The 12,376-nt window shown below is 57.3% G+C and carries 13 protein-coding genes and 2 pseudogenes; 9 read left to right on the top strand and 6 right to left on the bottom strand.

The features are described from left to right. Positions 1–22 precede the first annotated feature (22 nt). The 4 genes from RCF34_RS22205 to RCF34_RS22190 all read left to right on the top strand — a co-directional run bounded on the left by RCF34_RS22205 (position 23) and on the right by RCF34_RS22190 (position 3,366). On the top strand, positions 23–658 hold the full coding sequence (locus RCF34_RS22205) for a recombinase family protein (RefSeq protein ID WP_308710119.1): 636 nt from the start codon (positions 23–25) through the stop codon (positions 656–658). 454 nt (positions 659–1,112) lie between these two features. Next, entirely contained in the window at positions 1,113–1,667 is a 555-nt protein-coding gene (locus RCF34_RS22200) for a hypothetical protein (RefSeq protein WP_308710118.1), read from the top strand. Between the two features lie 36 nt (positions 1,668–1,703). Then, complete coding sequence (locus RCF34_RS22195; RefSeq protein WP_308710117.1) at positions 1,704–1,961, top strand: antirestriction protein ArdR; 258 nt, start codon at positions 1,704–1,706, stop codon at positions 1,959–1,961. A gap of 139 nt (positions 1,962–2,100) precedes the next feature. Next, complete coding sequence (locus RCF34_RS22190; RefSeq protein WP_308710116.1) at positions 2,101–3,366, top strand: DUF1173 family protein; 1,266 nt, start codon at positions 2,101–2,103, stop codon at positions 3,364–3,366. A gap of 26 nt (positions 3,367–3,392) precedes the next feature. Here RCF34_RS22190 and RCF34_RS22185 read toward each other — a convergent pair whose 3' ends face one another. From RCF34_RS22185 to RCF34_RS22175, 3 genes are all read right to left on the bottom strand, one after another. Continuing rightward, entirely contained in the window at positions 3,393–4,544 is a 1,152-nt protein-coding gene (locus RCF34_RS22185) for a Y-family DNA polymerase (protein ID WP_308710138.1), read from the bottom strand. A 181-nt stretch (positions 4,545–4,725) separates the two neighbouring features. Continuing rightward, a complete protein-coding gene (locus tag RCF34_RS22180; protein ID WP_308710115.1) occupies positions 4,726–5,118 on the bottom strand; it encodes a response regulator in 393 nt (130 codons plus the stop codon). A 51-nt stretch (positions 5,119–5,169) separates the two neighbouring features. Continuing rightward, positions 5,170–7,212: a PAS domain S-box protein gene (locus RCF34_RS22175; protein WP_308710114.1), complete on the bottom strand. Its 2,043-nt coding sequence runs from the start codon at positions 7,210–7,212 to the stop codon at positions 5,170–5,172. Positions 7,213–7,537: 325 nt separating this feature from the next. Between RCF34_RS22175 and RCF34_RS22170 the strand changes: the two genes are divergently transcribed. The 3 genes from RCF34_RS22170 to RCF34_RS22160 all read left to right on the top strand — a co-directional run bounded on the left by RCF34_RS22170 (position 7,538) and on the right by RCF34_RS22160 (position 8,762). Beyond that, the gene (locus RCF34_RS22170) at positions 7,538–7,786 is read left to right on the top strand and encodes a hypothetical protein (protein WP_308710113.1); all 249 of its coding nucleotides are present in this window, start codon (positions 7,538–7,540) and stop codon (positions 7,784–7,786) included. A gap of 110 nt (positions 7,787–7,896) precedes the next feature. Continuing rightward, positions 7,897–8,280: a response regulator gene (locus tag RCF34_RS22165; protein ID WP_308710112.1), complete on the top strand. Its 384-nt coding sequence runs from the start codon at positions 7,897–7,899 to the stop codon at positions 8,278–8,280. Positions 8,281–8,393: 113 nt separating this feature from the next. After that, positions 8,394–8,762 (top strand): response regulator, encoded by a 369-nt coding sequence (locus RCF34_RS22160; protein ID WP_308710111.1) that lies wholly within the window; start codon positions 8,394–8,396, stop codon positions 8,760–8,762. A 451-nt stretch (positions 8,763–9,213) separates the two neighbouring features. Here RCF34_RS22160 and RCF34_RS22155 read toward each other — a convergent pair. The 3 genes and pseudogenes from RCF34_RS22155 to RCF34_RS22145 all read right to left on the bottom strand — a co-directional run. Beyond that, positions 9,214–9,492, bottom strand: a pseudogene (locus tag RCF34_RS22155) (IS3 family transposase); the annotation flags it as partial. 74 nt (positions 9,493–9,566) lie between these two features. Further along, a pseudogene (locus RCF34_RS22150) lies at positions 9,567–9,719 on the bottom strand (DNA polymerase V subunit UmuC); the annotation flags it as partial. Continuing rightward, on the bottom strand, positions 9,709–10,134 hold the full coding sequence (locus RCF34_RS22145; protein WP_308710110.1) for a S24 family peptidase: 426 nt from the start codon (positions 10,132–10,134) through the stop codon (positions 9,709–9,711). The pseudogene RCF34_RS22150 and the gene RCF34_RS22145, both read right to left, overlap by 11 nt. Positions 10,135–10,624: 490 nt before the next feature. Between RCF34_RS22145 and RCF34_RS22140 the strand changes: the two genes are divergently transcribed. Both RCF34_RS22140 and RCF34_RS22135 read left to right on the top strand, forming a co-directional pair. Then, positions 10,625–11,107, top strand: a complete 483-nt coding sequence (locus RCF34_RS22140; RefSeq protein ID WP_308710109.1) for a helix-turn-helix domain-containing protein — start codon at positions 10,625–10,627, stop codon at positions 11,105–11,107. A 50-nt stretch (positions 11,108–11,157) separates the two neighbouring features. Then, on the top strand, positions 11,158–11,685 hold the full coding sequence (locus RCF34_RS22135) for a hypothetical protein (protein ID WP_308710108.1): 528 nt from the start codon (positions 11,158–11,160) through the stop codon (positions 11,683–11,685). The last annotated feature ends 691 nt before the right edge of the window (positions 11,686–12,376 follow it).

Genomic DNA, 12,376 nt, shown 5'->3' with positions numbered 1-12,376 from the left:
ACCCATTTTGATACAGGCCCCTATGTTCATCAGAGCCTACCTTCGTGCATCGACCACGGATCAGGATGCCAGTCGCGCACGCGAGCAGCTGGAGACATTCGTCCAGGGCTTCGGCCTTGCCATCGCGGCCAGCTACATAGAAAACGCCAGCGGTACGCACGTGAATCGCCCCGAACTGATCCGGTTGCTGAAAGACGCCAGGCGTGGGGACGTGTTGCTGGTCGAGAGCATTGATCGGCTATCGAGGATGAGCGACCAGGACTGGAGGGAACTCAGATCGGCAATTGATCAACGAGGCCTGCGGATTGTCGCCATCGACCTGCCCACAAGCCACCAGGGCATCACCCTACCCTCGGGCGACGAATTCACCGATCGGATGATGTCGGCCATCAACTACATGATGATCGACATGATGGCAGCGATTGCGAGGAAGGATTACCAGCAACGTCGCGAGCGGCAGGCCCAGGGCATCATCAAGGCGAAGGCTGCTGGGGTTTATCGCGGAAGGCCAGTTGATGAGGATCTTCGAAAGCGGGTCCGTGAGTTGCTGGATGCCGGCTTGGGTATCCGTGCTATCGCCAGGCACGCCACCTGTTCGACAACGACCGTGATGCGAATACGGGATGAGCTTTCATCGAAGCCGGTCGGGGATGCCTGACTAGCGAAGGCGCAGCCGTAGTCTGTCAGGTATTCACGACCGGCCGCCGCCGGCAGGCGACTTTGCGGACCTGCTAGCCACGGTAAAAGCATCAGGTGTTAGGAGATCATAAGAGGGACGACTAGCGAACCCTTGAGTAATGCGGCCTGCAGGCCGGCACCTGGTTCATATCGTGAACCAACCTTCGCTCATGCTCTGTGAGCGACCGTCGCTCACTATCTATGACCTACCCCTCGCTCACGATCCGTGAGCTAGGTTAGCTCACCCCATGAGCTACCCCCACCATGAGCTACCCCTCGCTCATGGCTGAACGATATCGCGCAAACCTTGGAAGATATCGAGCAGGGATGAGCTATCTATCGCTCACAGGATGAGCTAGGCTAATTCCACTCATGAAAGATATCTAACAAATTTGCATGATATCGAACACGAAGCACAGCCAGCGGGAGTCTTCATGACCGACGACAAGAACGACATTCGCGCCCTGGCCCAGCCAGCTCAGCGCGGCACTTGGGTCCAGACCGAACGTGCCGGGCACGAAGCTTGGGCCGCGCTCACAGCTCAGGCACCCAGGGCTGCCCAGCTCATGCACATCCTGGTGCAGCACATGGACAAGCAAGGGGCTTTGATCATCAGCCAGGCGACGTTGGCCAAGCTGATGGACACCTCTGTAGCCACCACGAAACGGGCGATCAGCGTACTGACCAAACACAACTGGGTCCAGACGATCAGTGTCGGTGGCCAACGTGGCGGGACACTGGCCTACGTGGTCAACAGCCGCATCGCCTGGGCGGACAAGCGCGACAATCTGCAGTATGCCCTTTTCAGCGCCCGGGTTCTGGTCTCGACCGAGGACCAGTCCGATCTTGGGACGGATAAGCTCAAGCAGCTGCCCACCATGGACGACGGGGATATCCAGCTGCCGTCAGGCCCTGGCGAAGAACCACCAGCCCAGGACTCGTTCGACAACATGCTTCCGGACATGCCGTCGATTCCTCACAGCAACTGATGCAGTTAGCTGCGATCACCTACCGAAGTTCATCCCATGGGCTATTTACTGAGTACCTTGCGAGCGGTCGCCCGCACTTACCGCAGGACAAACCTGGAGCGTCAGGGAGGCATCGTGCTTGTGTGGCAGGGCCAGGCCTATGGTTGGAAAGACTGCTTGCGCAACGCCAACCATGAGCAACCAGGGGCCTATGCAATCGATGAGGATGGCCATGTGTTCATTGCCGAGGGCGGCAATGCCTACGACGGTGCGAAATGCTGGGTCGCAGTAACGGATCCAGGCACCTCGACGTAGCAATTTATCAGGCCAGAAAAGGCGAAACCCGCTGCACGGCAATGCAAGCGGGTTTCTAGGGTTTCTGCGAAGGAGCAAAAATCCACAGCTCATTCTACAGCGGGTATTCGCAGTTTCACAGCGTCACAGAGGAGTACCGATGAGCAGCAAAGGTTATAGCGTCACGGTCGATTACGGCAAAGGCCAATCGAAATCCTACTCTGCAGCATTCCAAACGGAGGAGAGGTTTGCCAACAGTTGGGCGTCCGTTCTGAAAACCGCTCATACCAGCGGCGCGAAAGTCTTTTGTAGTTGTTCTGCACCAGGCACGGGCAGGTTGGCCGTACGACACAGGAGCGTGACGAGTACCTACTACATTGCCCGCTATCCAAATACAGGGGCCCAGCATCAGCTGAATTGCCAGTACTACTCCCAGGATGCCGATAAGTCTGGGTTAGGGAGCTACAGCCTTGGAGTGGTGGATGAAACTGCTGATGGCCTCCAGATCAAGCTCAAGCTATCGCTGAACAGGCGGGAATCTTTCAATCATGCAGCGGATGGCCAGATACATTCGGTCAATGCCCAAGGGAAGCCTTTGCAGTCTGCAATGACTCTAGGAGGGCTGCTGCAACTGCTCTGGAGCGAGGCAGGGTTCAACCGATGGGAGCCAGGTGTCGGGAAGCGTTGGATTGGCCCAGGACATGGCCGTTTACTAAGGGCTTCAAATCGCATATTGACTAAATCAAATGGACCCATCAGCGACTCGCTGATCATTGCAGCAGTAGGTAACGAAACCGCCCCTGAGGGGAAGGCAAACCTAGCTAAGGTGGATAGCGCTATCGCGGCCAATCGTCGCCTAATCGCTGTAGCCCAGCTTGCCGATTACGCTTGCGCAGACGATGCGCGCCTGAGCAAAAAGCTCATCCTACAGGACTCTGCAGGCTTCCCTCACCTGTACCCTACCTCTGGTCTATGGAATAGGATCAGCGCTAGTTATTCAGACGAGCTTGCTGCGTGGCGAAACAAAGCCGACTTAATCGCCATCGTCCAAATGGACCGTCCATATCTCAGTACGAATGGAAACCTTTGCGCCGAGGTGCTCGATATTTCATTAATGCGCGTATCAAAGCAGTGGATCCCTGTTGCCTCAGCCTACGAAGCGACAATCGAGGATTTGTTGAGGGCTCAGAACAGGAAATTCATCAAGCCGATGCGGTTCGATTCAACTACTGAGCTTGTCTTCCCAGATTTTTGGCTTACCGACATAGCCACTGGGTATATGCCAATGGAAGTCTTCGGTATGAACACGCCTGCTTACGCAACCCGCAAGCTTGAGAAAACTAACTACTACAACAAAAATTTCCCGAATGGCTGGTGGTCCTGGGACGCCTACCAAGGCCTGGCTATACCTCCGTTTCCAGTGTAATGACCGCTGATTCTCGCATGCGAGAATCAGCGGCATTGCACCTTCCATAGCTGGCCCCAGCTAGTCATGTAACTGGGGCTGAGCAGCGCTCTGCGCATGCCCCAGTCAGGCGAGAGCGGTACAGCAGCGGTTCGTAGGCAATCGTGTCCCCAACGACGGTTGATCCTGTCCATCACCTCCATCAGCGCGTCGGTGCGCACCGGCTGGCTTGGGGTGAACAGGTCTTCCGTGTACTCACCTCGCTTGCGTAGATCCATCAGCAACACCTCGGCCTTGCTGTAGGCGAAGCCTGGCCGGAAGATCTCCTGCGCAGCCTGCAGGGCGTACTTGGTCAGCTGCCGAACATCGTCAGTTGGATAGGCCGGAACGCACGTCACCGCGTTCGCATACTTCGGGCCGTCGCCATGGAACGAGGTCTGGATACCCACCCGCAAGGCTCCGCAGAGTGACCGCTGCTTCCGCAATTTCTCAGCGGCCCGATGCACATAGGTCGCCAGGGCTTCGTGCAGGGCCTGGAGGGTATGCGCCCGCTGGCCAAACATCTTGCTGGAACAGATCGATTGCTTCGCCGGTACCGACAGTTCGAGATCCAGACAGGATTCGCCCTGCAGCTCCCGGATAGTGCGCTCAAGAACAATGCTGTACTTGCGGCCCATGGCTCGCGGATCCGCCCTGGACAAGTCCCAGGCTGTAGCGATGCCATCGCGGGCCAGGTTGTCCCGCATCCGCCGACCGATCCCCCACACCTCATCGACCGGCATGCGCCGCAGCAACCACTCCACTGCCTCGGGTTTGCGTAGATCGACCACGCCCCCCGTGCGGTCTCGCCAGACCTTGGAGGCATGCTGGGCGGCTTTGGCTAGGGTCTTCGTGTGGCCGATACCGACGCCTACAGGCAGCGCCGTCCACTGCAGCACCCGGGCCTGTATCGCACGGCCCACGTCGGCCAGCGGTTCGGGTAGCCCGTACAGCTGCACGAACAGCTCATCGATGGAGTACCGCTCCCATTCTGGCACCAGGGATGCGATAGCCAGGCCGACTCTGTGGCTCAGCTCGCCATACAGGGTGTAATTGCTGCTGAACACGGCGACGCCGTTCTGCTCCAGGAACCTGCGCACCTTGAAATAGGGATCTCCCATTTTCAGCCCCAAGGCTTTCGCCTCTCTGTTACGTGGAATGCCCTACTGACGGCCGTGCTTTGCCGGAGTAGCGTAGGCCATCTCGGGGAAGCGCTCATGTCTTCGAAATAACGGCTCCGAGCCTGGGAAAAAGAACACCGGTTGATTAAGTGACCCTAAAAAGTTGGACAAAGGGGGTGTGGTAGAAAGTGACAAATAGGCGGGGTCGCTTGAGGAGTTTTTAGCGCTGCAAGTGAGGCTGGATTAACGCCGTAAATTGCCCAGCTCCCCAAGGCTTCGCAAGAAAGCAGGCGTTCTGAGGCAGGCTGCGCGTCTGCTCGCCGTCATAACCAGACGTCACTACGACGGGAAGCGCGGGCCAGCGTTGCGCGATGAGTCGAGTCAACTGATGCCCGTCGAGCAGCCCAGGCATGCGCACATTGGTAATTACCAAACCGATTTGGGTGGCATGCTGCTCTAAGTAGCGCAGCCCCTCGTCTGCGGTAGGCAAGCCAATGGGCTCTGCGCCGAAATCCTCGACGAGCTCGCACATCAGCTCGCGTAGAACGTATTCATCTTCAATGATGAGAACGCGATGGTTGAGCGTGGCTAAGTCGGGACGGTAGGTATTCATGTCGGTATGGACTAAGCCCAGTTACGCTTGTTGCATCAAACAGACGAAACGCTAAGCGTCCAAGACCTGACGAACCTTCAGGGCCAACTCGCGCAAGGTGAAGGGCTTTGGTAGAAGGTTTACGCCGTGGTCCAACGTGCCGTTATGCACAATGGCGTTCCGGGTATAGCCCGTGGTGTACAACACCGGTAGCGCGGGCAAGTCGATCGACACTTGATCCACTAGCTGCCGGCCAGTCATCTCCGGCATGACCACATCAGTGAAGATCAGCGATAGCTCTGGCAGTGTGGGCAATATTTCCAGCGCAGCAGCACCACTTTCGACCTCGTGTACGTCATAGCCCAATTCGCGCAGCGCTTCGACACTGATCAGTCGCACGCGCGGATCATCTTCAACGACCAGCACGCTTTCACCCGGCAGCGCCTGCGGCACAACACCTTCCGGCAGCGTGAATCGCTCGATAGCCGCTGAAGCGCCTACGACCCGCGGCAGGTAGATTTTTACGGTCGTACCGTGCCCCAGCTCGGAATACAGTTTGACGTGTCCTTGAGACTGCTTGGCGAAGCCATACACCTGAGACAGGCCAAGTCCCGTACCACGACCGACCTCCTTGGTCGTAAAGTACGGTTCAAACACACGCTCGAGGGTCGCGGTATCGATGCCGGTGCCGGCATCGCTGACGGCGATCATCACGTATTCGCCTGTGTTGATCTGCTCGCGTCGGGCATAGGCATCGTCAACGTAGACGTTTCCGGTCTCAACGGTAATTCGCCCGCCGTCTGGCATGGCGTCCCGCGCATTGACACATAGATTGAGAATGGCTTGTTCCAGGCTACTCACGTCCGCGTGAGCGATCCACAGCCCCGCATGCCGTACGGTCTCGACCCGATAGGCATTACCCAGGGTACGGTGCAGCAGATCAGATAGGCTTGTGATGAGCTGGTTGAGATCCACGGCGACCGGAGACAGTGCCTGCTGCCGTGCAAAAGCCAACAGGCGGTGCGTCAGGTGAGAGGCGCGTACCGTGCCATCCAGTGCCATCTCCACGAAGTGCTCCACGTTGGGATCCCCTCGCTGCATGCGGACCTGCAGCATGTTGAGGCTGCCCATGATGACGGTGAGCATATTGTTGAAGTCGTGGGCGATACCGCCAGTGAGTTGGCCGACCGCTTCCATCTTTTGCAGCTGCCTGACCTGATCTTCCGCCGCCGCCTGGCCGCGGGTCGCATGCTTCAGGTCCAACTGCGAAACCCTGAGCACCTCGCTTTGTGCATCCTTTGCGCCCTGGATATTTCGTACATCCTGACGCAGGGCATCAGCCGCCTGCTGCATCCCTTCCACATCGGTACAGGTCGAGAACCAGCGTACGATCGTGCCGTCGGCATCGCGTATAGGCAGAGCGCGACACAAGAACGAGCGATAGTCGCCTGCATGCCCACGAATTTGAAACTGATCCTCCCAGACGTCCGCTTGGGCAAAAGCCTGAGCACGATTACTGACCACCTCGTCACGACGGTCGGGATGGATAAGGGCGTGCCAACCGTGTCCTGCGAGCTGGTCGTCGGGAATTCCTGCAAATGTCTGCCAGCGAGGATTGAAGTACAACTCCTGATCATCCGCATCGGTGATCCACACCATCTGGGGGATGCTTTCCGCCACCTGCTGGAATTGCTTCTCCAGCTGCTGTACCCGCAGACGCTCCTCTTCTTCAGCTACCACCTGCTCGGTGTTGTCACGCAAGATCTTGACGACCCCTAGCAACTGCCCGCCTTGCCAGAGCGGCATCATGGAGCCGTTGGCCCAGAAGCGCTCACCGGCAGCGTTGAGATGCCAGCGGTTATCGGCCGCGCTGCCGGTACTGATGGCCGTTCCTATCTCGCGCTCGAGCACGCCATTGGCACGGTCCTCCTCGGTAAAGAAGATGTGCATGGTTTGGCCAAGCATGGCCTCGCGCGACCAACCCAGGATGGATTCCGCGCCCTTATTCCAGTCCAAGATGCGTCCCGTGGGGTCCGCCGAAATGATGGCGTAGTCCACGATGCTGTCGAGCAGTACCTGTTGACGGGCCTCAACCTGAGCCAGACGAATGTTCAACGCGGCATACGCCTGGTGCAGCTCGGTAGGATCCGCCGGAGGAGTAGAGTTGGCCAAAGCAATGGTCTCTCAAGAAAGAATGAGGTGATGGGGAACTCATCAGGGCATCGCTGCGCAAGATGAACCGGCAGGGATGACCGCTGGCAGCTATTGCGACGGTAGCGGCAAGCACAACGCGTAAGCCCGCAGGCTATGCTTAGTACCAGCGAGCTGATAGCGTGCTATTTATGCCTGCCCAACTCGGCGGAAACCTTCCTCCACTTTGATGATCGCAATAAGTAATCAGCGAAAAAGTATACCCGCTTTAGATCAGGAGTTAACGGTCATGCCTCACAACACACCTTCATTCCCCAATCCCAGAGTGAACGTGTCGATAGCCGCCTACATCAACGATATCGAGCGCGCTAAAAGCCTTCCTGAACTGGACACGCATTTCCTCCGTGCGGGCGCCTACCTCAAGGCTTTGAGCGATGTCGAAGCGATCGGCGCTGACGACCTCACAGGGGTAACGCTCGTCGTTGATCGGTTGTATCAAGAGCAATTCCGAAGGTTAGGAAAGCTCGGATTTCTCTGATCCTAATCCCCACCATGGTGCCTAACGCCCCACCCACTCGTCGTGGCTGAGCAACATCAAAGCAATATCACGCTCTATGAAAGACACCCGCGTAATGAATAGCTGCCCTAATGAACGCTTCCCAACCCCTCGTCCTGGTGATCGAAGATGAGCACCTGGTCCGCGAGCTTCTCTGTGAGCTTGTTGTCGAGCTGGGTAATAGTGTTGTCGCCATGGATCGCGCCGACAAGGCGCTCGACTATCTCGAGCAGCACGCGACTGAGCTGGACCTAGTGATCACGGACATTCTGATGCCAGGCAGGCTCAATGGGCACCAGCTGGCGACGCTCATTACTCAGCGTTGGCCGGCGCTGCCGGTGCTGATTACCTCGGGCTTTAGCGACCAACAGTTCCATCAGTTGCCTGTCGGCACCTCTTTCATCGGTAAGCCTTGGACCTATCAGCAGATGGAAGTGGCGGTCAGGCTATACCTGCCAGCGACCCCGCAAGGATAAGCGTCCTTACGACAAGAAGCCCCGGCCTGCACCAACAAACTAGATCCCCCTCTATCTCACCCCCCGAAGCTTGTCTGTTACAGTCTCGCACCTCTATCTGCGAGCAGTGCTCCATGCTGAACCTGTCGAGCTTTCAGGTCGTAATCGTTGAAGATGACGTCCTCCTGGGTGGCATTATTGAAGAGATGCTGGTTGAGCGAGGCGCAAACACCGTGAGCTATTCGTCTGCAGATGAAGCGCTCCTAGGTTTGCTTCAAACGGACAAGCCCGATTTGTTGATTACGGATCACCTGGTGCCTGGACAGCTTAAGGGCGCGGATCTGGCAGAGCTGATACTGAGTCGCTGGCCAGAATTGCCCACTATCGTCACGACCGGCTATGGGTACGGAATCAGCGACTGCCTACCTGCGCGCGTTGTGTACCTGCAGAAGCCGTGGTCCATCGAGGCCATGGAAGACGCGATCCGTCAATCGTTGCAATAAGCCCCGGTCGATCCTGCAGACCTCTGTGTTAGAAGCCTACGCCCACTGCTGTGATGACTCGCTTGCTGGCGACTCAGACACGTCGACGAAGACACTCAGCGCGTCGACCTCCACGCGTAGGCGCGCGACCACGGCATTCATCACAAATGGATTGATAAGCTGATCCCTCGTGAGGGTTCGCTGCATCAGTTTTAGCTCAGCTTGCGGGTGGTAAATACAGACTAGCCATTCGGCGAGCGAGATCCTGCGGCATTCAACCCGATAAGGATCGAGCCCCACGTCTAGTGCGCGTCCTGCGCTCGGATATCCCGTTTTCAAGCCATGCGTCCTGTGACCGAATCGGCCAGCGGTAAAGTGATGGCTAAATGATATCCCCGTAGTCACACAGTGCCCAGTGCGATCGGTCGGGGACCGAAGGGCAGAACCCAGCTTCAGGTAACGCAGCACTCGACTATGCGTGTGACCTTACAATCAGTAACCCGTCTAGGGGTTGCCCGAGCATGCCGCGCGCTTCGTATTCGCGCCGATAGGCCACCGGGCTCCTGCCTCGTAGCGACAGCTTGATTCGTGCGTGGTTGTAATAGACGACGTACTCACGGATTGCAGCGGCAAGCTACTCAGGACTGCGGAAGCTGTTGCAATGAGATAGCTCGGACTTGAGCACCGCAAAAAAGCTTTCCATAGCCACGTTGTCGAGGTAGTTGCCACGTCTCGACATGCTTTGTGTCAAGCGCGTGCTTGCGCAAAGATCACTGAACTTGAAACAGCAGGCCAGTATCTTGGCTCCATTTTTCATTCCACATAATCGGTCGTACGAGCCACAATGCAGCCGTCCGAATTGGACAAGACGACGACAGGCCGCTGCCTCAACTCGGGTCGGAATATGCGCTCGCAGCTGCAGTAAAAGGAGTTCACGTCCACCAGGCCGAAGACCTGTGGCCGTGACTCACTGGGCATGTTGGGTCAGATCCCAGGTGACGACGCCGAACACCTCTATCGCACCGTATTCCTCGGGCCTGATCGTGCGATAGGCGGGATTCTCCGATTCGAGCAACCAGCCCGTAGGGGACTTGGCCAGCCGCTTCACCAGCGGCTGGTTGTCCACGTAGGCCAGCACGATGTGGCCAGAGCATGGGATGGAGCGATCCACGACCAGGCGGGTGCCGTGGAAGATGCCGACGTCGCGCATGCTGTCGCCTTCGACTTCGACGAGCCATACGTGCGGGGCACGGATGTTCATCAACTCATCGAGTGACAGTGGGGGTTCGTAGTAGTCAGCTGCAGGGCTGGGAAATCCACCAGCTGCGCAGCCTGGCATTACTTTCAGAGTCAGCGCCGATGGAGCGAGGGGTCGGAATTTGAGGATGTACATACGGCACCGCCGAATGACTGTTTAGATATACAGTAATCCAGGGTTGGCCAGTCGGCTAGCCAAGCGTCGCAAATTGCTGCGGCTTTGGAGGGGTAGGAAGTCAGACCCGTAAGGACGTCGCGGTAGAGTTTTTAGTCGAGAATTTGAAAGTCGTATCCAGGGTGGAACTGGTCATTTCCAGCCGTTCGGCAGGAAAAGGCTACTTTTTTGAGGGAATTTGAAATTTTTTTCGGGTGGTAGGGAGACATTAATGTCGCTGGGGGGAGTCATCAATGACCCTATCCCGGGAGACATGCATTTCTCCATCCCGGCGACGCTGATGACTCCCAAAGAATACCCATTTCATACACACTCATCCTCAATCACACCCAGTCAACTGAGACACAGCATACTCATGAAAGGGGCTGACACAGGCGTCTCCCCCCCTCCCGTTGTCAGCCATTTTTCGAGCCAGCATACTCGCGCCATCCGAACATATAGAGGTCAGGCGATGACTACAGCTAAGGCAAAAAAACCGGCTGCGGCACCGGACAATAAGTCCATCGAGCAAAAGTGGGGAAAGGAACTGGTAGCAGCAGGATGGACAGCTATCCCCAACGTGATTTTCGACTGCTCCCGACAGTTGGGTCTCAAGCAACTGGATGTGTTGATCATTGTGCACCTGGCGAGCTTCTGGTGGACCGCTGGAAACGATCCCTTTCCGACCAAGGAAACTCTGGCCGGGAAGATCGGCTGCACCCCTCGTACGGTTCAGCGCGCTATCGCAGGCCTTGAGGAGAGAGGCTACATCCAACGGCATGCTCGTAAATCAAAGCAAGGTGGCAATCTCGCTAACAGCTACTCATTCGAGGGCCTTATCAAAGCTGCCGCTCCCTTCGCCAAGGCGATTATGGATGCCCGCGAGAAGCAAAAGGCTGCAGGTGATGGCACGGCCAAGCCCAAAAAGGCGAAGCCGTTGGAATTGGTCAAGTGAAGGGGCGACGGCGGTAACTAATCCGCTCGCCAAGCGCGGGAAGCACGACAATGAGTAAAACCCCATCGCAGCTAGGAGACGAAAGCCTAGTAGAGGCATTTAGCGAACTGATGAGTGTAGTCATCAACATGCAGCAGGCAGGCGTGGCCTTGGCCCACGTGACGGAACCTCCCGTATTCACCTACTTACTGACACCCAAGCAGTTCGACCGGATCAAGAGGATCTGCCGTGAGAACCAGTGGCCTGAGCCAAACTGCAGAGGGATCCTCATCGACTTGGAAGCTGTCGCTCATCCGCTGGATACGCGCGGGATCAAGGACGGCTGCACCCCGGCAGAGGTACTAGCCATACTGACTCATGCGTACTGCGCCCACAGCGAGGTAGGCACGAACAAGCCCAAATACAGACAGGGGATTATGTTCAACAAGAGGAAGGTGAAGGTAGGCAAGGGCAGCTACTGCGCCGTAGCGGTCGTAGAGATACGCAGCAGAGGGAGCGAAACGTACCTGGCTCCCGTCACCGCCTTTCACGCGAATGATTCCAAGATTCGAGGAATGACGCAAAAGCTCGGGGGATAGCTTCGGCGTACCAGTCGTTGAGATACGTAATAGGGGGGGCAAAACGAACTTGGCCCCAGTCACCGCCTATCACGCGACTGAGGCCAAGCTGAGAGAATTAGGTGACTACGAGGAAGGACGGCCTCGAAGGCAAGTCTCCCGCACTGAAGCGGAACAACCCAAACGCCTTACGATTTCCCTTCATTTGACCTGTGCTAGCCAGGCCTTCGCAGCTCCGCCGACAAATTTTCTGCTGTCTGCGTAGTCGAGGAACATGGTAAGCACCCCCCGGCAAAAATGCAAATATTTGCCCCCCCCCTAGTCGCCGATGCCTCCCTACTCCCGACGAAATGCTATCAATCCAGCATTTTTCAGCGTCCTGGTCAGCCATTCTAGTTTCAGGCTCTACACCTCACCCGTTGAGGATCCAGGGCTTTGCGTGCCCCCTTCGGGGGACGGCTGTCGTGAACCAAGCCCCGGCAAAGAGCGCGCCGGGTCTCGGCCCTGCGGGCTTCCATCCTCACGTCTCCGGCCCTTGGCCTGCGCGCTCCGCTTGCCGGTCGTTCCGGCCTACCCCTTCGCGGGCTCAGCAGCCATCGGTAGGAAGCGGACGCCCCAATGGCCTATCCGCCGCCAGTCCTTGCCTGCAAGGGGCTTTCGCGGCATATCCTCGGTCGCGAGCGCCCTGCGGTATTCCACGACCCCTTGCACG

It is taken from the genome of Pseudomonas sp. 102515, from assembly GCF_031085165.1.
Lineage (GTDB): Bacteria > Pseudomonadota > Gammaproteobacteria > Pseudomonadales > Pseudomonadaceae > Chryseomonas.
Note: the sequence above shows the minus strand (reverse complement) of the source record. Positions and strands in the feature narration are given on the sequence as shown.